The sequence below is a fragment of the Planococcus massiliensis genome (genome assembly GCF_000821325.1).
Lineage (GTDB): Bacteria > Bacillota > Bacilli > Bacillales_A > Planococcaceae > Planococcus > Planococcus ruber.
This window is the reverse complement of sequence record NZ_CCXS01000001.1, coordinates 3199947-3219068: the sequence shown is the minus strand read 5'-3', so window position 1 is coordinate 3219068 and position 19122 is coordinate 3199947. Positions and strand designations below refer to the sequence as shown.

Annotated in this window: 19 protein-coding genes; 12 read left to right on the top strand and 7 right to left on the bottom strand. The window is 46.7% G+C overall.

What is annotated here, in order from left to right; genetic code table 11:
- Positions 1–137 precede the first annotated feature (137 nt).
- The 6 genes from BN1080_RS16065 (at position 138) to BN1080_RS16040 (ending at position 5890) form a co-directional block, all read left to right on the top strand.
- Positions 138–1790, top strand: a complete 1653-nt coding sequence (locus tag BN1080_RS16065; protein ID WP_052653813.1) for a peptide ABC transporter substrate-binding protein — start codon at positions 138–140, stop codon at positions 1788–1790.
- Between the two features lie 105 nt (positions 1791–1895).
- Positions 1896–2825 (top strand): ABC transporter permease, encoded by a 930-nt coding sequence (locus BN1080_RS16060; protein WP_052653810.1) that lies wholly within the window; start codon positions 1896–1898, stop codon positions 2823–2825.
- Positions 2826–2851: 26 nt separating this feature from the next.
- Positions 2852–3871, top strand: a complete 1020-nt coding sequence (gene opp3C, locus BN1080_RS16055) for an oligopeptide ABC transporter permease (RefSeq protein ID WP_052654701.1) — start codon at positions 2852–2854, stop codon at positions 3869–3871.
- Between the two features lie 15 nt (positions 3872–3886).
- Positions 3887–4921 (top strand): ABC transporter ATP-binding protein, encoded by a 1035-nt coding sequence (locus BN1080_RS16050; RefSeq protein ID WP_052653807.1) that lies wholly within the window; start codon positions 3887–3889, stop codon positions 4919–4921.
- Between the two features lie 58 nt (positions 4922–4979).
- Complete coding sequence (locus tag BN1080_RS16045; RefSeq protein ID WP_052653804.1) at positions 4980–5603, top strand: NUDIX hydrolase; 624 nt, start codon at positions 4980–4982, stop codon at positions 5601–5603.
- Positions 5604–5656: 53 nt separating this feature from the next.
- Positions 5657–5890, top strand: a complete 234-nt coding sequence (locus BN1080_RS16040) for a hypothetical protein (protein ID WP_052653801.1) — start codon at positions 5657–5659, stop codon at positions 5888–5890.
- 43 nt (positions 5891–5933) lie between these two features.
- Here BN1080_RS16040 and BN1080_RS16035 read toward each other — a convergent pair whose 3' ends face one another.
- From BN1080_RS16035 to pxpB, 4 genes are read right to left on the bottom strand one after another with little or no spacing between them, the layout of a single operon-like run.
- Positions 5934–7121 carry an NRAMP family divalent metal transporter gene (locus BN1080_RS16035; protein ID WP_052653798.1) on the bottom strand — a complete coding sequence of 396 codons (1188 nt, stop codon included), beginning with the start codon at positions 7119–7121 and terminating at the stop codon, positions 5934–5936.
- A 15-nt stretch (positions 7122–7136) separates the two neighbouring features.
- Positions 7137–7907 (bottom strand): LamB/YcsF family protein, encoded by a 771-nt coding sequence (locus BN1080_RS16030; RefSeq protein WP_052653795.1) that lies wholly within the window; start codon positions 7905–7907, stop codon positions 7137–7139.
- A 2-nt stretch (positions 7908–7909) separates the two neighbouring features.
- Complete coding sequence (locus tag BN1080_RS16025) at positions 7910–8884, bottom strand: 5-oxoprolinase subunit C family protein (RefSeq protein ID WP_052653792.1); 975 nt, start codon at positions 8882–8884, stop codon at positions 7910–7912.
- Complete coding sequence (gene pxpB / locus BN1080_RS16020) at positions 8868–9566, bottom strand: 5-oxoprolinase subunit PxpB (protein ID WP_052653789.1); 699 nt, start codon at positions 9564–9566, stop codon at positions 8868–8870. Before pxpB ends, BN1080_RS16025 begins: the two co-directional genes overlap by 17 nt.
- Before the next feature lie 220 nt (positions 9567–9786).
- On the opposite strand from pxpB, the gene BN1080_RS16015 reads away from it, so the two are divergent.
- The 5 genes from BN1080_RS16015 (at position 9787) to BN1080_RS15995 (ending at position 14989) form a co-directional block, all read left to right on the top strand.
- On the top strand, positions 9787–10929 hold the full coding sequence (locus BN1080_RS16015) for a sensor histidine kinase (RefSeq protein ID WP_052654699.1): 1143 nt from the start codon (positions 9787–9789) through the stop codon (positions 10927–10929).
- Positions 10926–11558 carry a response regulator transcription factor gene (locus BN1080_RS16010; protein WP_052653786.1) on the top strand — a complete coding sequence of 211 codons (633 nt, stop codon included), beginning with the start codon at positions 10926–10928 and terminating at the stop codon, positions 11556–11558. The genes BN1080_RS16015 and BN1080_RS16010 overlap by 4 nt, the downstream gene beginning before the upstream one ends.
- A 111-nt stretch (positions 11559–11669) precedes the next feature.
- A complete protein-coding gene (locus BN1080_RS16005) occupies positions 11670–12602 on the top strand; it encodes an ABC transporter ATP-binding protein (RefSeq protein WP_052653783.1) in 933 nt (310 codons plus the stop codon).
- A 12-nt stretch (positions 12603–12614) separates the two neighbouring features.
- Complete coding sequence (locus BN1080_RS16000; RefSeq protein WP_052653780.1) at positions 12615–13883, top strand: ABC transporter permease; 1269 nt, start codon at positions 12615–12617, stop codon at positions 13881–13883.
- Positions 13884–13885: 2 nt separating this feature from the next.
- Complete coding sequence (locus BN1080_RS15995; RefSeq protein ID WP_052653777.1) at positions 13886–14989, top strand: ABC transporter permease; 1104 nt, start codon at positions 13886–13888, stop codon at positions 14987–14989.
- 109 nt (positions 14990–15098) lie between these two features.
- On the opposite strand, the gene BN1080_RS15990 is transcribed toward BN1080_RS15995, so the two are convergent.
- The 3 genes from BN1080_RS15990 to BN1080_RS15980 all read right to left on the bottom strand — a co-directional run bounded on the left by BN1080_RS15990 (position 15099) and on the right by BN1080_RS15980 (position 18334).
- The gene (locus tag BN1080_RS15990) at positions 15099–15671 is read right to left on the bottom strand and encodes a hypothetical protein (RefSeq protein ID WP_052653774.1); all 573 of its coding nucleotides are present in this window, start codon (positions 15669–15671) and stop codon (positions 15099–15101) included.
- A 14-nt stretch (positions 15672–15685) separates the two neighbouring features.
- The gene (locus BN1080_RS15985; protein WP_052654697.1) at positions 15686–17311 is read right to left on the bottom strand and encodes a sodium:solute symporter family protein; all 1626 of its coding nucleotides are present in this window, start codon (positions 17309–17311) and stop codon (positions 15686–15688) included.
- 177 nt (positions 17312–17488) lie between these two features.
- Positions 17489–18334, bottom strand: a complete 846-nt coding sequence (locus BN1080_RS15980; RefSeq protein WP_052653771.1) for a transporter substrate-binding domain-containing protein — start codon at positions 18332–18334, stop codon at positions 17489–17491.
- A gap of 160 nt (positions 18335–18494) precedes the next feature.
- Here BN1080_RS15980 and BN1080_RS15975 point away from each other — a divergent pair, with 160 nt between their 5' ends.
- Positions 18495–19115 (top strand): TetR/AcrR family transcriptional regulator, encoded by a 621-nt coding sequence (locus tag BN1080_RS15975; protein ID WP_052653768.1) that lies wholly within the window; start codon positions 18495–18497, stop codon positions 19113–19115.
- The last annotated feature ends 7 nt before the right edge of the window (positions 19116–19122 follow it).

The following is a 19122-nucleotide window of genomic DNA, read 5'->3' as shown; positions in this document are numbered from 1 at the left end:
AGGCACGGTCCTTTCAGTGGATAATTAAAGATTACCATGCTTCCATTATTTTTGAAAATTAAAATATCTTATTGCGTAATAGTAGAATAACAATTATGATTAAAAAGAATTATTAGAAAAATTAGGGGGTAGGGGAAATGGAGAGAAAGATTAGAGCACAAGCATTATTGTTATTGATGGCCTTTGTTTTGATGCTGTCCGGCTGTAATTTTAGTTCTTCTGGCAGCGACAATTCAGAAGGCGCCAAGGCAGACGGAGGAGAAGGTGAAGCAAGCCAGGTTTTGAATATCTCGGCAACAGCGGACATTCCTACTCTGGATTCTACAAAAGCGCATGATGGTGTTGCCTTTACGGTATTGAACAACGTCAATGAAGGGCTTTACCGCCAAGATGAAAACCATCAGCCAATTGAAGCTTTAGTTACTGACCATACGGAAAATGAAGATCAAACCGTCCACACGTTCACGTTGCGCGACTCTAAATGGAGCAACGGCGAGCCTGTGACAGCACAAGATTTTGAATATGCTTGGAAACGCGTTATGAAAGATGCAAGCCCGTACAACTTCATGTTTGTTACAGCAAGCATCAAAAATGCCGAAGCGATCATGAACGGCGAAGCAGACGCTGACGAATTAGGCGTCAAAGCTATTGATGAAAAAACATTGGAAGTAACGCTGGAAAGCGCCAACCCATTATTGGAATCGTTGCTGACATTCCCGACATTCTTGCCGCAAAACCAGAAGTTTGTTGAAGAACAAGGCGACCAATATGCACTAGAAGCTGAAAACATCCTATTCAACGGGCCGTTCACGCTAACGGACTGGACGCATGAGCAAGGCTGGAACTATGCGAAAAACGAAGACTACTGGGATGCAGAATCCGTTAAATTGGATAAAATCAACGCATTCGTCGTAAAAGATCCAACAACTGGTGTGAACTTATACGAAACAAACAAAGTAGACCGCATCGATTTGAGTTCAGAATCGGTTGACCAGTACAAAGATGATCCAAACTTTGACACGATCCTTGAGCCAAGTATGATTTTCCTTCGCTTCAACCATACGCACCCGGTTCTAGGCAATAAAAACATCCGCCAGGCAATCAATATGGCAATCGACAAAGAAAGCTTGACGGACGTGATTTTGAAAGACGGTTCCACTGCACTAAACGGCGTTGTGCCGAAAGGCTTCTTCCAATCTCCAGAAGGCGAAGACTACCGTGACTTGAACGGAGACTTCAACACAGGATCAATCGAAGATGCTCAAAAACTTTGGGAAACTGGATTGAAAGAAGCCGGCGTTTCCGACTTGACTGTTTCGATCAACATCTCAGATTCTGACGACCATAAGAAAGTGGCAGAATATCTCCAAGCTCAATTGGAAGATAATCTTCCAGGCTTTAAATTAGAAATCAAAGCAGTTCCTTTCGCTCAACGCCTTGAAATTGAAAAAGCGATTGAATATGATTTGTCCTTGTCTTCATGGGGGCCTGACTACAGTGACCCGATGACTTACCTGGATATGTGGGTAGAAGGTGGATCTGCTAACCGCATGAAATACCACAACCCGAAATTGGATGAGTTGGTTGCACAGGCACGTGTAGAAACGGATCTATCGAAACGTTTTGAAATGCTATTAGATATCGAGAAGATCCTATTGGAAGAAGACGCAGCCATCGTGCCGCTTTACCAAGACGGAACATCGATCTTGATGAGAGACAAAATCAAAGGTTTAATTGTACACCCTACTGGTGCTTCACATACGTATAAGTGGGCATCAATCGAAGAATAATCTACAGTTAGGCAAGCTTTAGATACGAGGGTGCGGCCGGAAATCCGGCCCCCTCGTATTTTTTCATCCAGAAGATTACTCAACTCATAGAATAGAGGTGTTTCCATGAAGGGATATTTAGTAAAGCGGATTGGATATATGTTGATTACGCTGTTTATCATTGTCACGGCCACGTTTTTCCTCATGCAGCTTTTGCCAGGGACACCGTTTACCAACCCTGAAAAATTAGGCGCCCAGCAATTGGCCGTACTGAATGCGAAATACGGATTGGATCAGCCGGTAGCGATGCAGTACCTTCACTACCTGGGGAACTTGATGCAAGGCGACTTGGGCTATTCTTTCCAGCATGAAGGCAGAACCGTCACCAGTATGATCAGTACCCGCATCGGGCCGTCTGCTTTCATCGGCTTGCAGGCCTTGGTCATTGGCGCCATTCTGGGACTTGTACTCGGCATCATTTCCGCTTTGAAGCATAATTCGATATTTGATTATGGTTCAGTAGCGCTCGCAGTTATCGGCATGTCGATCCCTTCTTTTGTCTTTGCAGCTTTGCTGCAGTATTATATCGGCGTAAAGCTTGAGTGGCTGCCAGTGGCGTTATGGGAAGGCTATTCCAGCACCTTGCTGCCTTCCATCGCCTTATCGGTAACCGTTACGGCAACCGTCGCCCGGTTTATCCGCAGTGAAATGCTGGAAGTGCTCGGGCAGGATTACGTCATCACGGCCCGTGCAAAAGGCATGCGTGAAAATCAAGTCATCGTGAAGCACGTCATCCGTAATGCCTTGATCCCGGTTGTGACGATGCTTGGGCCGCTCGCTGTTTCGATCATGACCGGAACGCTTGTCATCGAGAAAATTTTCTCAGTTCCAGGGCTAGGAGAGCAATTCACCTTATCAATCCTGGTATTGGATTACAGCGTCATCATGGGAATCACAATTTTCTATAGTGCGTTGTTTATTTTCGTCGTGTTTGTCGTCGATATCATTTACGGTTTCTTAGATCCCCGCATCAACTTTAAGGGGGAAGCAGCATGAAAGAATTCGATGCAAAATTTCCAACTATGTCTACGCAGAACGATTACAGCATAGACAATATTCCGGATGATTTATTTGTCCGCGCACCGATGGACCAAAAGAAGAGCGAAGAAATCTCGACGCCTTCCGTTTCCTTTTGGAAAGAAGCGTTTCAGCGATTAGCAAAAAATAGAGGCGCCATGATTTCATTGGTGTTATTGATTCTTTTGATCATCATGGCGCTGATCGGACCGAGCATGAATGAATTTACGTACCGCGAACAGAATTTGGCGCATTCGAATATGCCGCCTAAAGTTGCGGGCCTGGAATGGCTCGGCTTTGATGGGTTGAATGCACAAGGAACGGACGTTTACGCGGAACGCGAAGTCGCCACCAATTACTGGTTCGGCACTGATGAATTCGGCCGTGATTTATGGACGCGTGTCTGGAAAGGGACGCAAATTTCCCTCTTCATCGCACTCGTCGCGGCATTTCTCGATTTGGCGATCGGCGTTATCTACGGCGGCATCTCGTCATTCTATGGCGGCCGGGTCGATAATGTCATGCAGCGGATCATTGAAATCCTGATGGGAATTCCGAACTTGATTGTCATCATTCTCTTTATCCTGGTTCTTCAGCCCGGTATTACCTCCATCATTTTGGCGATGATTGTCACCGGCTGGGTCGGTATGGCCCGGGTTGTCCGGGGACAGATCCTTCAGCTGAAAGGACAGGAGTTTATCTTGGCTTCCCGCACATTGGGAGCTTCGAACAAGCGGTTGATCTGGAAACATTTGATGCCAAATATCATGGGGCCTGTCATCGTCACTGTCATGTTCACGATTCCGACAGCGATTTTCTTCGAAGCATTCCTGAGCTTTATCGGCTTAGGGCTGCAAGCGCCGCAAGCGTCGCTTGGTGTATTGATTGAAGATGGCTATAAGTCGATGCGGTATTTCCCATACAAATTGATTTATCCGGCACTCGTCATCAGTGCCATCATGATTTGCTTTAACTTACTGGCAGACGGACTGCGCGATGCGCTAGATCCGAAGATGAAAAAATAGGGGAGGGTCTGAACAATGAAAAATACTGTCTTAAAAGTGGAAGATCTGCATGTTTCATTCAAGACCCAAACCGGAAACGTCACGGCAGTGCGAGGCGTCAATTTCGAGTTGAAAAAAGGCGAGACTTTGGCGATTGTCGGAGAATCCGGTTCTGGAAAGTCCGTAACGGCCAAGTCGATCATGCAGCTGTTGCCAAAAAGTACAACTGAAATTTCAAAAGGCGACATTGTCTATGACGGCAAGAGTTTGCTGGGGCTTTCAAGCAAACAAATTACCGATATCCGCGGATCGGAAATATCGATGGTGTTCCAAGATCCGATGACCTCATTGAACCCGACGATGAAAGTCGGAAAGCAAATTATGGAAGGCCTTCAGCGCCATCAAAAAATGACGAAGCAGCAAGCGCGGGAGCGGGCGTTGGAAATGCTGAAACTGGTGGGCATCCCGAAAGCGGAAATGCGGCTGGACAGCTTTCCTCACCAATTTTCAGGAGGGATGCGTCAACGGGTCGTGATCGCTTTGGCACTCGCCTGCAACCCGAAAGTGCTGATTGCCGATGAACCGACGACAGCGCTTGATGTAACGATTCAGGCGCAGATCCTAGATTTGATGAAAGATCTTCAGCAAAAAACCGAAACCGCGATTATCTTGATTACACATGATTTAGGAGTCGTGGCGAATATGGCGGACCGGGTAGCGGTCATGTACGGCGGGAAAATCGTCGAACAAGGGACGCTGGACGAGATTTTCTATAATCCCCAGCATCCGTATACATTGGGCTTGATGCAATCCATGCCGAAAATGAACGAAGACCGTTCAAAGCCATTATTGCCAATCGGCGGATCTCCGCCAAATCTGGCAACGCTTGGAGAAGGCTGTGCATTTGCAGCACGTTGCCCTCATACAATGAAAGTGTGCCACAGCTTTACGCCGCGTGATACCGTAGTGGGAGAAGACAACCACACAGCCGCTTGCTGGCTGCAGGATCCGCGTGTGCAGAAGCCGGAAGCAGAACCGCTGGAAACAGCGGAAGTGGTTGGCGCCACTTGAAAATTCAAAAGCTTGCCTGCATTTTAGGGCAGGCTTTTTGATTGGGGAGGCAAAAGACATGGAAACAGAAAAGCTGCGCGTGTTCGATGAAGACGGCAACGCGATTGGCGTAGCAAGCCGCGAAGAAGTGCATCAAAGGGGCTATTGGCATGAAACGTTCCATTGCTGGATGGTCAGCCGGAAAGAAGGAAAAGGTTTTGTTCACCTTCAGCTTCGGAGTCCATTGAAAAAGGATTTCCCCAATCTTTTTGATATTACAGCAACAGGCCATTTGACGGCCGAAGAAACGGTGGAAGATGGAATCCGAGAAGTTGAAGAGGAATTGGGGCTGACGGTCGCATTTGAAGAGCTCATCGCTTTAGGCAGCATTAAAGACCAAATTCACTTAGGTAGTTTCCTAGATAATGAACAGTGCCACAACTTTCTATATCGTACATCAGAAAACCCTCACGCATTGTTAGAGTTGCAAAAAGAAGAAGTGGCAGGCATGGCCGCTGTTGAATTCACCGCGTTTGCACAGCTATGCCTCGGAGAAAGAACGGAAGTTGAAGCAAAAGGATTTGAAGTGGCAGAAGATGGCGAAAAGAAACCGTTTGTAACCACTATCCGCATGGATAACCTGGTGCCGCACAGCACGGATTACTTAAGAGAAGTGGTGGAAGGGATATCACGAGTACTTTAAGGACGCTGAAATTCATTTCCTGGGAAATAAGCTTTCGATGAAAGAGGTGTGCGATGAATAGTGATAAGCGGAACCGCTTAGAAGAAAATCCATTCACTTATAGCATCAGTAAAAATCAGACCGTTTTCATTTCTTACGAAGGCAAGCAAATAAAAATTGCTAAAGGAAAAGAAGCGGAGAAATTGATCGGGAAGGTTCAGCAAGCTGAAACCGATAAAGACGTGCAGTTGGTTTTGGCAAAGGCGACAGGGAATTTCAAGCACGGCAATGAAAAGATGGGGAAGTAAAAAAGGGCGCCCAGATGGATTTCCATCTGGGCGCCTTTTATGCTTATTTGAATAATTGAGGGATGCCGTTCGACAAGGTGTAGATGCCCATCCAAGCCATGGCAATAACGATGATAATGCCGAAAATGGTCATCCAAAGCGGATGTTTATAGTCTCCGACAATTTTCGCTTTATGGGCAGCAATCAGCATTACGCCGAGTGCAATCGGCAAAATCAAGCCATTCAATGAACCGACAAGCACGAGAATCAGAACCGGCTGGCCAATGAAGACGAAAACGGAAGTCGAAATAACGATGAAGGAAATGACCAGGAACCGATTGTATTTTTCCAAAACCGGGCTGAACGTCCGGATAAAAGAAACAGATGTATAAGCGGCACCGACAACTGAAGTGACAGCAGCTGCCCACATCACGACTCCGAAAATCTTATAGCCGACGTTTCCGGCTGCCAACTGGAATACAGAAGCCGGGGGATTGTCAGGATTCAGGGAAAGCCCTTGGGATACGACTCCAAGTACAGCTAAGAATAAAATGATGCGCATAATGGAAGCGATCCCGATGGCATAGATGGAACTGCGGGTCACTTCCGGAACAGCCGCTCTGCCAGTCAATCCGGCATCGATCAAGCGGTGCCCGCCGGCAAAAGTGATATAGCCGCCGACCGTCCCGCCGACAAGTGTGACAATTGCAAAAATGTCGATATTGTCGGGAATAAAGGTTTTGGTCACTGCTTCTCCAATAGGAGGCTGGGCGGTGAACATGACGTAAAGCGTCAGTGCAATCATCACAAAACCGAGGATTTGAGCAAAGCGGTCCATCGCCTGGCCCGCTTCTTTTACGACGAAAATGCCTACGGCGAGCAAGCCGCTCACGATAGCGCCTGTTTTCGGATCGATGCCGAAAAGTACATTCATCCCCAGCCCTGCACCGCCGACGTTTCCGATATTAAACGCCAGGCCGCCCATTACCACTAATAAGGCGAGGAAATAGCCGAGCCCCGGCAGCACATCATTGGCAATATCTTGTGCGCGTTTGCCGGAAACCGCAATAATCCGCCAAATATTCGTCTGTGCCCCGATATCGATGATGATGGAAATTAAAATGACAAAACCGAATGAGGCCAGCAATTGCTCTGTAAAAACGGTAGTCTGTGTTAAAAATCCAGGACCGATGGCAGAAGTGGCCATGAGAAAAGCGGCACCTAGCAGAATACTGCGGTTTGATGTTTTCATCCAATCCCTCCTCCTTTAAATGAATTCCTCCACTTTTTGAATCGTGATTCCTGCATGGCTCAGCGACTTCGACAAGCTCTCAGCAAATTCCAACGCCGCCACGCCGTCACCGTGAATGCAAATGGTTTCTGCCTTCAATTCGACGTCTTGATTTTGCAGCGTCTTTACCTTGTTCTCTTTAACCATGCGAATCACTTGTTCTAGTGCCGAGTCTGTATCGGTAATCAGCGCATTCGCTTCTGTACGCGGCGTCAAACTGCCATCGAGTTGGTAAGTGCGGTCTGAAAAGACTTCGCTCGCTGTCCGCAAGCCGACTTTTTCACCGGCTTTCACCAATTCGCTGCCGGATAAGCCGAATAAGATCAGCTCAGGGTCAATCTTATAGACGGCTTCTGCAATCGCTTCAGAAAGCACCGCATTTTTAGCCGCCATATTGTACAAGGCGCCATGCGCTTTCACATGCTGCAAGCGTCCGCCTTCGGCTTGGACAAATCCGGATAAGGCGCCGATTTGATAAACCGTCAAGTCGTATGCTTCTTGCGGCGAAATCGCCATATTCCGGCGGCCGAAACCGACAAGGTCTTGCAATCCGGGGTGGGCGCCGATGCCGACGTTCTTATCCAACGCCATCTTCACCGTTTTCCGCATCGTTGCCGGATCACCGGCATGAAAGCCGCAGGCTATGTTGGCAGAAGTCACGAAATTTAAAATCTCCGCATCATTCCCCATTTGATAAGCGCCAAAGCTTTCTCCCATATCACAGTTTAAATCCACTTTATAGCTCATGTTCATTCCTCCCTTTTCAATTGGATGCCAAGCTTTAATTGGCGGATCTGCTGTTCTTGTTCAAGAAAAAGATTTTGTGCTTCTTCGAGCGTGATTTCTTTGAAGCGAATCCGGTCACCAGGCTTTAATTGAGTGGCGAGCGGCAAGTCGACGGAAGCAATCTGTCCGATTTTGGGATAGCCGCCTGTCGTCTGCCGGTCTGCAAGCAGGATAATCGGATTGCCATCAGCCGGTACTTGGATGGATCCGAAAGCGACAGCCTCCGAAATCAATTCCTTTGGTTCAATCAATGACAAGCGCGGACCTTCCAAGCGGTAGCCCATACGGTCCGAATCGGTCGAGATGGAAAAAGCTTCGGTAAAAAGCTGCTTCTGGCTCATGTCGTCGAATAAATGAAATTGGCGGCCGCGCATCAAACGGACAACAGGCTCAGTTGAGTAGCGATAGGCAGGAACTTGCCATTCCACTTCTTGATGGGCAGCCTTGGCTAGCGCATCTGTTGCCTCGTCTCTTAGCTTTTCAATTTGCAGCTCATCGCCAGCGGCTAAGGCACGCCCTTTAAATCCACCGATTCCTGCCCGCAAATAAGTCGATTTGCTGTTCATGACGGAGGTTAGGGAAATTCCCCCAGCGATGGCCAAGTAAGTGCGGCAGCCAGAGCGGGGAGCGCCGAATTTCAGGACGCTTCCTTTATTTACTGAAAGAGTGCGCCATAGTTTGACCGGGCTGCCGTCGATTTCTGGCGAAAGGTCAGCGCCGCATATGGCGATAAAAGTTTGTTCTTGAAATTCAATGGCCGGACCTACTAAAGCAATTTCGAGTGTGGCTTCTTGTTCCGCATTGCCGACAAGAAGATTCGCTATCCGATGGGCAAAAGGGTCCATCGCACCGCTCGCGATGACGCCGTATTTCTGAAAACCGGAACGGCCAAGATCTTGGACAGTGGTTTGAAGCCCGCCTTTAAGGATTTTCAGCATGGCGATCCTCCTTCCAAGAAGCGTATTCTTGTTCTGTAATTTGCGTAAAAACGATTTTATCGCCAGCGCGCAATAAACTTGGAATTTCCTCTTCCGGACGGAAAAGGCGCATCGGCGTACGACCGATCAATTGCCAGCCGCCGGGAGTTTCAATCGGATAAATTCCTGTTTGCATGCCGGCAATGCCGACGGTGCGTTCTGGAATCCGAAGTCTCGGAGAATCCCGCCTCGGCGCCGCAATTTTCTCAGACATGCCGCCGATAAAAGGAAAGCCCGGGGCAAAGCCGATCATGTAGACGGAATACTCGCCGCCTGTATGGAAATCGATGACTTGCTGCTGGGTGAGTCCGTTGTGCTCAGCCACAAATTCCAAGTCAGGACCGAACTCACCGCCATAGCAAACCGGAATTTCAACAGTTCTCGGGGTTACAGCCAGTTCTTCTCCAGTTTGGCTGAACAACTCTTCAAGTTCTAATTTAACTGTTCCATATAAAGCCTTTATCGGGTCATAAAAAACAGTGACTGTTGTAAAAGCTGGAATGGTTTCAATAAGCCAGGAAGGAGGAGAAGCTTCAAGCAATGCCGAAATGGTGCGTACGGCTTTTTGTGCAGATTCATTAATTTCGTTTCCGACTTCAATGACAATCGCTTGGTCGCTAAGTGGAGAAAAAGAAAAATCCATATTGCCACCTCTTAATCAGATTATTTTAATTATTTTATCCAGTATAAGTCTTAATAGATGAACGTGAAAGGATGCGCTGGAATTTAAAGAATATTTATTGTAAGAATCGAAGGAATCTTGAAACGGAAGCTTGGCGGCTCTCGTATGTAGATTAGAGATTTTCGGAGGAATGAAATTTAAAAGCGGTAAAAAATTTAACGCGCTGGAGGCGAAATGCTACATGCGGTCCTATTGGTTTTGGTTAATGGTGTTAGGGATTTCCTGGACGATGGGAATTGTTCAGTTATCGGTTGATATGAGTGAGTTGCCGCTTCGCATCCTTGGAAGTGCTTTGTTTTTCGGTTTTTTCTTCTTAGCGCCTTTAGTAAGGAAAACGCCATTGCTCGCATTTATGAATTTGGCATTGATGGCGCTATTGGCGATTCTCATTTTCTGGCCGCAGCAAGAAGGGGCCTTGAATCCATATCCGCTATTGGTATTTACTATAATTGCCGGGAAAGCGGTCTACCGTCTTTCTGCAAAATTGGCTATAGCCATCGCTTTGATATTGGTGGCAGGCGCTTTGCTGCATAGTTTAGCCGGGAATTTAGGGCTAGCACCTTTGTTTATCGGCCTTTACAGTTTAATGGCATGTGCGGCTCTAGTGTTCTTTAAGAAGAGCCATGTAGTAGAAGAAGGGCTGAAGGAACGAAATGAAGCGCTGTTGAGTGAATACCGGAAAATGAAGCGCCGGCTCTTGACGAATGAACAGGCAGCGAGGCAGGAAGAACGGACGCAAATTGCACGCGATATCCACGACTCAGTCGGCCATAAGCTGACCGCGCTCTTGATGCAATTGGAAGTCTCGCGGCTGCAAGCGGAAGGCGAAACGGCAAGACAGCTGGAAGAATTAAAGAGCTTAGCGAAAGAAAGCTTAGAAGAAACACGCAGCGCCGTGAAAACCTTGAAACACGATGAACCGGGAAGCGTAACGGCAATCATCAGTTTGATCCGCAAACTGGAAGCTGAAAACTTTCTTCGCATCCAATTTGCGGTTAAGCATGGCGCTTTATCTGCGCCTCTCAGCAATGACCAGATGGTGATTGTTTACCGGGCCGTGCAAGAAGCATTGACGAATATCATGCGGCACAGCGGCGCACGGGAAGCGGATATTGTCTTCGAAGCGCCTGCAGGAAAAGTGTTCCGTTTCGTAATCACCAATAAAATAGCAAGTACGATTTCATTTCATGAAGGGTTCGGTTTGTCTTCCATGCGGGAGAGAATCGAGCAAATCGGTGGTGAATTCAGGGCAGGTCCGGAAAACGGGTTGTTTGTCGTTAGCGGTTCGTTGCCATTAACGGATGAGGAGAGTGGATTGGAATGATCCGAATATTACTAGCAGAGGACCAGGCGATGGTGCGGCAAGGGTTGAAAATGATGATTGAAACCGACCCCGGCATTGAAGTAACTGGAGAAGCGGTGAATGGAAAACAGGCAGTCGCGCTATGTGAAACCCAAGCGTTTGATCTGATCATCATGGATATCCGGATGCCTGAGATGGATGGGCTTGAAGCGACGCGCATCATCCTCTCGCGCTGGCCAAAATGCAAAGTGTTGATTTTAACGACTTTCAATGATGATGAATATGCGCTCGAGGCGCTGAAGAGCGGCGCTTGTGGTTATATGTTAAAAGATGCCGATACGTCAGAGTTGATCCGGTCCATCCGAAGCTGTTTAGAAGGCGGTCTGGTGTTGGAGGACCAAGTGGCTGCCAATATTATGCCTAAATTGATTAAACAGCCTGTTCAAGAAAAGGTGCTCGAGTCGCTGACGCCGAGGGAACTCGATATCATTTGCCGAATTGGTGAAGGGCGAAGCAACCGGGAAATTTCCGATGAACTGGCTTTATCCGTTGGGACGGTTAAAAACCATATCAGTATGATTTTGGACAAATTGGAACTTCGCGACCGCACCCAGATTGCGATTTACGCCATCCGCCATGGCCTTGTTTAACAAAAAATGACGGAAGTCATGGCATTTTCTAAAAGTAATGACGCAAGACAGTGGGCGCACTGTCTTTTTTTACATACACTGAGTTCACAAGATCGAAAGGAGAGGGAGATTTTGCTCGAAACCGAAGAACTGAAAAAGGTATTCAAAGGCAAGACCGCCGTGGAAGGGGCCAGTTTGTATTTAGACAAAGGGGAATCGGTCGGGTTGCTCGGGCCGAACGGCGCAGGAAAATCCACGACGATTTCCATGATTTCAACTTTATTGAAACCGACGTCTGGAGATGTGCGGCTTAACGGGAAAAGCGTGATTAAGAATCCAAGTGAGATGAGGCGGGTGCTAGGGGTGGTGCCGCAGGAAATCGCTCTTTACGGGGAATTGACGGCGTATGAAAATTTAAAGTTCTTTGGGCGGATCTACGGCCTTTCTGGAAAGGCCCTTGAAGATGCGATCCAACGTTCCTTGAATTTGGTCGGCTTGGTTGAGCGGCAAAAAGAAATTGTTAAAACCTATTCCGGTGGGATGAAGCGCCGGGTGAATATTGCTGCGGCGATGATGCATGAACCTGAAGTGATTATTATGGACGAACCGACTGTCGGAATCGATCCGCAATCCCGGAGCCACATTTTAGAAATGGTGCGGGAACTCAATCAGGAAAAGGGGCTGACCGTCCTTTATACGAGCCATTACATGGAAGAAGTGGAGCGGTTGTGCGATCGGGTTTATATCATGGACCACGGGAAAATCATTGCGAGCGGGACAAAAGAAGAGCTGAAAAGCATCCTTTCAAGTGAAGAAACGGTATGGATTGAATTGGACCGGCCCTATCCCGAATTTTTCAAAGAGCTGCAAAAGATTAAAACAATCAAACAGGCAGCGGAGACTGAAAAAGGCATTAAGCTCATTATTCCGAAAGGGAGCCGGATATTAGGCGAAGTATTTCAGGCTTCTGAGCACCATCAAGCACAAATCATCAACGTCAACGTCCAGACCCCGAGCCTCGAAGATGTGTTTTTGCATTTGACTGGCCGGAAACTGAGAGATTGAGGAGGCGGTCCCATGTTTACGTTTTTGAAAAAAGACCTGCTTGTTTTATTTCGCGACCGGACTGAGCTGATCATTCTCTTGGCAATGCCGTTCATTTTGATTGCGATTCTGGGCTTTGCATTAAGCGGGCTTCTTAGTGGGAATTCGGAAGTCCTGTCGATGGAAGTCGCGGTTGTCCAGGAAGACGACGAGCAGCAAGGGCTCAGCCGCTTTAAAGGGGTATTGGAGACTTCGGAACTGCCAGCTGAAGCGCAAAACGGCATGATAGCGGCAGCAGAAGAAATGAGCCCTTCGGCTCTGCTGCAGGAAGTTTTGAAAGATGAAAGTTTGAGCAGTTTAGTAACGGCGAGGGAAATGGATTCGGCCGCCGCTAAACGTGCGCTCGAAGATGAGGAGATCGTCGCCATTCTCACACTCCCTGAAAACTTCACGTTCGATGCCTTGCAAAAAATGATGCTGGGCATAGGCAACGGGAGTGAGCTTCAATTGATGATTTCCGATTATGCAGAAACGCAGTCTGGAGTGTTCCAGAATATTTTGGACGAATTTGTTTGGTCGCTGAATTTTGAAAGTGCGATTACGCAAGCAGCAAACGGAGAGAGTGCAGCTAGTGAAACCCAATCTGAAATCGGAGGGGTGGAAAGCGTCTCTGCTGTCGCGCCGATCAGTTCTTTCCAATACTATACGATCGGCATGGCGGTCATGTTTGCGTTGTTTGTGGGCGGTTCCATCGCCGGCATTGCTTTTGTGGAAAAACAGCAATTTGTCTTTAATCGGATCTTGCTGTCAGACCGCCATCCCTTCGCTTATCTTGGAGGAAAAGCCATTTCGGCAACATTGGTCACTTTTTTCCAGTTGTGTATTTTGTTCTTCTTTTCATCGTTGATTTTTCAAGCCTTCGATTTGACGGATCTGTCCTTTTGGCCAGGCATGCTATTGATCGCTTTTTGTTTGGCGCTATGTGTAGGAGCGATTGCGGCATTTCTAACGGCTTTACTGATGCGGTTCAATAATGACACCATCGCTACGGTGTTTTCAGGCGGCATTGTCACGATTTTCGCCTTTTTAGGCGGAAGCTTTACACCGACTGAAGGCTTGCCTGTTTTCATCCGGCAATTGGGCAGCTGGACGCCAAATGGTGCTTCTTTGAATGCTTTTCTGTTGTGGGTGCAAAACTTGGATATCGGCCTGCTTTGGGAACCGCTTAGCCGGGTTCTATTGGCAACGGTCATCCTGTTCGTTTTAAGCTTTCTGTTATTTCCAAGAAAAGGGGAGGCGTAAGCATGAAATCAGTATTTCTATTGCAGTGGCAAAGATTTCGCCGGGCCCCAGTCATGGTCTTGTCATTCTTGGTCATGACCATTGTCTTTGTAGCAGCATTGGCCGGCAATAATCCGGCGGAAAGGCCGGCTATTCTTGCTTATGCTGATGAATCATTGCCTGTAGCGGAGGCCGAAGAATGGGTGGCTTCGTTAAATGAATCGGAAGAGTTTAAGTTTGAATTGATGAATGAAAATGAGGTGCGTGAAGCGGTTTCCGCAGGGGATACCCCGCTTGCGTTGCGACTCATGGATGACGATTACCGGATTGTGCTGGCGGCAGACGATATGGGACGCTTTGTCCTGGAAGCATTTTTGGATCGGAAATACCGCGAGGAAATACGATTTCAGCAAATCGAACAGCAAATAGCCGGAGGCGATATCCGGACAGAAGTGGCAGCTGGTTTGGAAGAACCCGCACTCCAAGTAACGACTTCCACTTTGGACGGCAAGGCGGAATTTCAGTACGACAACCAATTGCAGCTGCTGTTTGGGATGACGCTGTTTTTCTCGGTTTATACCATCATGTTTAGTTTGATGAAAATTGTAGAAGAAAAAAGAATGGGCACCTGGAATCGTTTGATCTTATCGCCAGTCGGGAAATGGGAGATCTATCTTGGCCATCTGGCGTATAGCTTTACCATCGGGTATGTGCAGATTTCCTTGATTTTCATTTTGTTCAAGTATGCGTTCGGATTTGATGTGGGTGACCGTTTCGGTGCCATCTTGCTGATTATCGCTTGCTATACGTTTGCTATCGTCGCACTCAGTATGCTGGTGATGAGCCTTGTCAGCCGGCCGCAGCAGCTTCAAGCGGTCGTTCCGATTATCGCAACAGGCATGGCCATGATTGGCGGCGCGTTTTGGCCGATTGAGTTAGTCAGCAACAATATCTTATTGACGATCTCCAAAATCCTGCCGATCACTTACGGATTAGATGCACTGAAAGGCGTCGCCATCTATAACCGAACTTGGCAAGAACTGAGTGAACCGTTGTCGATTCTCTTGCTATTCGGCGTTGTCTGCATGGGGATCGGGATCAATTTGATGGAACGTCGGAGTTTTTGATCGAAACGTGCTTTTCTCTTAAAGGCGAAAAATGGAAATAAAACAAAGGAGCTGCCGCATAAGTTATTCTTAACTTATGCGGCAGCTCCTTCTGGTTAAGTGCGGCGAATCATATGGCTCCTGTCTCGGCACCGGTGGGCTTGCTTTGTAGTTCAGCTTCTTTTAAAAAGGCTTTCATCACGGAATCTTTTAATTTTATATCTATCTTACCGGACAAGCCGTCGATCACCAGCATATCCGTTTCTTTTCCTTTTAAATAGCCAATCCAGTACGGTACATAGAGCAGAAAAGGGCTGCCGACTTCCAGCCGAATGCTGCTTCGGCGCTTTTCCTTGATGAAAGCTTCACTGTAGACCGCATCATAGGCAAGCTTCGGATTTGCTTCTTCTCCAATAGGCAGAACCGGAACCCCCGCTTTCAATTCATTCAGTCTCTGTTCTACTGGAAGAATGACAGAATGGCTTTCATAAGTTTCGATGCCAATCAATCCGTCGATTGTTTCGTTGATGGAACGGCTCTGCAATTGATAGGGGAAAATATAATACGGCAAAAACACCATTTCGATGGATCTTAATTTCTTTTTGCCATTAAACCATTTCGAAATCCAATTTGCGATATGTTCATGCATTGTTTCGACAGCTGCAGCTTGGGCCACTTCCGGTTTTAAGCAATACTTCTCCATGATTATTTCCCCCTTCAATAAGCGATTTGCAGAAGAATGAGCAAGCCGACCAGCAAGAAGAAATAGGCAATCAAAATAAATGGCCATTTCTTCATGCCTTTGCTGTCTTGTTCCATTACTTCTATGGCTTCGGCTGAACGCTTATCCAATACTTTCTTCGCTTCTTCTTTGTTCCAGATATAGGTGTACTGGTCCAATTGTTCGGCATCAGGTTTGCCGGACAGGAAGCTGACAAAATAGCCGACCGCTACCGCCACGACGGCCCCAACCAAATTATTATAGAGATAAGAAATATCGGCCAGGCGGTCGACGAGGAGCACGGAAATCATACCAGCAATGACACCGGTGAATGCGCCAAGGCCGTTTGATCTTCTCGTGAAAATAGCCAGGATGAAAACGCCGAGCAAAGAACCATAAAAATAAGAGCCGATCTTATTGATGACTTCAATCAACGGTCCGAGATTTCCGGCGAAGAAAGCGAAGACCATGGCATAAATTCCCCAAAGAATCGTTGCCCAGCGTGAAGCTGACAAATAATGGGCTTCTGAAGCATTTTTCTTCATATACTTTTTATAAAAGCCTTGGATTGAAACGGCTGACAGTGAGTTTAAAGCCGAGTCAAGGCTCGACATGGCACCAGCAAATACACCGGCAATGATAAGGCCCGAAATGCCTGCAGGCAATTCATTGACGATGAACCGGGGAAATAGTTCGTTGATGTCATCGTATTGGGGAGCGCCGGTATGGCTGTAAAATGCATATAACATGACCCCGATGAAAAGGAATAATAGCATTTGAGGAACCAGTAAAAAACCAGTGAAAATCAAAGAATATTGGCTTTCTTTTACGGATTTGCTAGTCAAGACGCGCTGAATCTGGCTTTGGTCCACGCCAAAGTAAGCAGCATGAAGGAAAAAGCCGCCGAATATCCCGGCCCAGATGCTGTATTCCACACTCAGATCAAATGAAAAATCAAAAGCATCGAGCAATTGGGCATCAGATGAAACTTGCAGGATTTCACTCCATCCGCCGGGAATTTGCAAGTAGATGGCAATCGCACTGATGATAGCCCCGAACCATAAAACAATCATCTGGGCGACGTCAGTCCAAATAACCGCTGAAATTCCACCAAAAACCGTATAGGCAATCGATAGAACAGCCATCAAGATAATGGTGAAATTGATATTCCAACCGGTAATGACGGAAAGGACCAAAGCCGGGGCAAAAAGCGTGATTCCTGTCGCCAGGCCGCGGGAGATTAAAAATAAGCTCCCCGTTAAGAGGCGGGTTTTCTTATCAAATCGTTTTTCGAGGTATTCATAAGCAGTGTAGACATTGGTCCGGTAGAAAAAAGGGACAATCGTGACAATTAGGAAAGCCATTGCCAGCGGAACATTAATGAATGTGGTGATTCTTTCCAACCCGCCTTCGTAACCCCAGCCGGGAGTTCCGATAAACGTTATGGCGCCGGCTTGGGTAGCCATCACTGATATGCCGATGGACCACCAAGGAATTTTCCGGCCGCCGAGAAAATAATCTTTGGTTGAATGCTGATTTCTTCCTACATAAACACCAAGTACCGCTACAACTAACAAGTAAGCAATTAAAATTCCATAATCCAACGCAGTAAAATTGGCCAATTGAACCATCCTCTCTTATGTATGAATTAGAGATAGCCACCTCATATGTATTTATTTGGATGTTCCCTAAAAAAATTCAGCATAAACGCTCCGTTGTATAGAAAAATCTGTTTTTTCGAAAAAGTATTTAGCCGTAAAAGAAAAAGAGGAACCGCTGCTCGCGGTCCCTCTTTGCTTTTATTCCTCGATTTCAACTTTCTGGGTAACATCTGCTCCGTTGAAGAATTCAGCAGAAATTTCCGCGATTGTGCCGTCTTCAAGCATTTCTTCAATAGCGCCATTGATGTTTTCAGCTAGTTCCTGATGATCTTTGTTCATTACCACGCCGACATCAGAAGGGCTGTATTTCAAGTTCGGATGAATCGTAATTTCCAGTTCCGGGAAAGCTGCAATCGCCAAAGTCTGCAGGTAATAATCGTTTAAAATGACGTCCGTGCGACCGATTGCCACGTCGCGAAGGTAGACTTCGTTCGTAGCGTTGTCGTAGACAACTTCTTCAGCGCCGTATTCACGTGCTGTATCCATATAGACGGAAGTAGAGGCGCCGGCTGCTTTCTTGCCTTTTAAATCTTCCAAAGTTTCGATGCCTGACAAATCGTCTTTACGGACAATGGCTGTCCCGTATGAATATTTAAAAGGTGTTGAGAAAGTAAATTTCTCTTCACGGTCTTCCGTAATCTCAATGTCGTTAGAAGCAAGATCCACTTGCCCGGTCTGTACGGAAGTCAGCATTTCGTCAAACCCGAGTTCGGTGAATTCAATTTCAAGTTCCAAGCGTTCCCCCAGTTCCCGTACAACTTCCACTTCGAAGCCGGTCAATTTATCTGTACCTTCTTCGCGGTAAGAAGTGGGGAATAAGGTGCCGGATGTCGCCACATTCAACGTACCTTCTTCTTGAATTTCATCCCATGCTGTCGCTTCTTCTTTAACCATTTCTTCTTCGTTGCCGCAAGCAGCCAATAATGACAAGGAAAGCGTTCCCGCTATCAATGCCAACCCTTTGTTCGTGAATAACCTCTTCATTTCAATCTCCCTTTCTTTTATAAATACTCTATTCAAAACATATCATTTAATTGCGCAAATCAAACCTGTTTCAAAATTCTTTTTATTCTATTGACCACAGTGGTCGAAAGGTGTATTCTAGAGTCGACCAAGGTGGTCTAAAGAGGGCGGGGAACGAAATATGGAGAAATTCAAAAGTTTAGATGTGTTGAAACAACAGGCCATTCTAGAAGCGGCATTGGAAGAGTTTGCGGAATATGGATACGATACCGCTTCCACTAATCGCATTGTCAAAAAGGCTGGAATCGGAAAAGGTATGTTGTTTTATTATTTTAATAGCAAGAAAGAATTGTTCCATCATTTGGTGAGTTATAGTTTTGATCTCGTTGTAAAAGAATATTTCAATTTAGTAGACCTGTCAGAAAGGGATTTTATCGAACGGTTTAAACAGGCGTCGAAAGTGAAGTTGAAAGCGCAGACGGAAAACAGGCATGTATTCAATTTTATCGGGATGGTGATGCTCGAAAAGGAGCTGGAGCTGCCGGAAGATCTGCAAAAACAATTCGAGGAATTGCAGCGTTTGGGCTATGCACTGCTCTATGAAGGCATTGACAAATCATTGTTCAAGCAAGAGATGGATGTTGAAAAGACCTTCAATTTAATCCGCTGGGCTATTGAGGGCTATCAAAATGAACTGCTGCGAAAGCTGGAAGGGCAGAAGATGGCAGCGATCGATTTTGATCCGTATTGGCAGGAGTTTTATGAATACCTGGATATTTTAAAACGCAGCTTTTATAAGTAAGGGGTGA

Coding starts and splice junctions, on each gene's coding strand:
- BN1080_RS15975 (WP_052653768.1), top strand. CDS start 18,495: ATGGAGAAATTCAAAAGTTTAGATGTGTTGAAACAACAGGCCATTCTA.
- BN1080_RS16040 (WP_052653801.1), top strand. CDS start 5,657: ATGAATAGTGATAAGCGGAACCGCTTAGAAGAAAATCCATTCACTTAT.
- BN1080_RS16045 (WP_052653804.1), top strand. CDS start 4,980: ATGGAAACAGAAAAGCTGCGCGTGTTCGATGAAGACGGCAACGCGATT.
- BN1080_RS16025 (WP_052653792.1), bottom strand. CDS start 8,884: ATGCTGAAAATCCTTAAAGGCGGGCTTCAAACCACTGTCCAAGATCTT.
- BN1080_RS15980 (WP_052653771.1), bottom strand. CDS start 18,334: ATGAAGAGGTTATTCACGAACAAAGGGTTGGCATTGATAGCGGGAACG.
- pxpB (WP_052653789.1), bottom strand. CDS start 9,566: ATGGATTTTTCTTTTTCTCCACTTAGCGACCAAGCGATTGTCATTGAA.
- BN1080_RS16015 (WP_052654699.1), top strand. CDS start 9,787: ATGCGGTCCTATTGGTTTTGGTTAATGGTGTTAGGGATTTCCTGGACG.
- BN1080_RS16035 (WP_052653798.1), bottom strand. CDS start 7,121: ATGAAAACATCAAACCGCAGTATTCTGCTAGGTGCCGCTTTTCTCATG.
- BN1080_RS16060 (WP_052653810.1), top strand. CDS start 1,896: ATGAAGGGATATTTAGTAAAGCGGATTGGATATATGTTGATTACGCTG.
- BN1080_RS15995 (WP_052653777.1), top strand. CDS start 13,886: ATGAAATCAGTATTTCTATTGCAGTGGCAAAGATTTCGCCGGGCCCCA.
- BN1080_RS16050 (WP_052653807.1), top strand. CDS start 3,887: ATGAAAAATACTGTCTTAAAAGTGGAAGATCTGCATGTTTCATTCAAG.
- BN1080_RS16000 (WP_052653780.1), top strand. CDS start 12,615: ATGTTTACGTTTTTGAAAAAAGACCTGCTTGTTTTATTTCGCGACCGG.
- BN1080_RS16030 (WP_052653795.1), bottom strand. CDS start 7,907: ATGAGCTATAAAGTGGATTTAAACTGTGATATGGGAGAAAGCTTTGGC.
- BN1080_RS16010 (WP_052653786.1), top strand. CDS start 10,926: ATGATCCGAATATTACTAGCAGAGGACCAGGCGATGGTGCGGCAAGGG.
- opp3C (WP_052654701.1), top strand. CDS start 2,852: ATGTCTACGCAGAACGATTACAGCATAGACAATATTCCGGATGATTTA.
- BN1080_RS15990 (WP_052653774.1), bottom strand. CDS start 15,671: ATGGAGAAGTATTGCTTAAAACCGGAAGTGGCCCAAGCTGCAGCTGTC.
- BN1080_RS16065 (WP_052653813.1), top strand. CDS start 138: ATGGAGAGAAAGATTAGAGCACAAGCATTATTGTTATTGATGGCCTTT.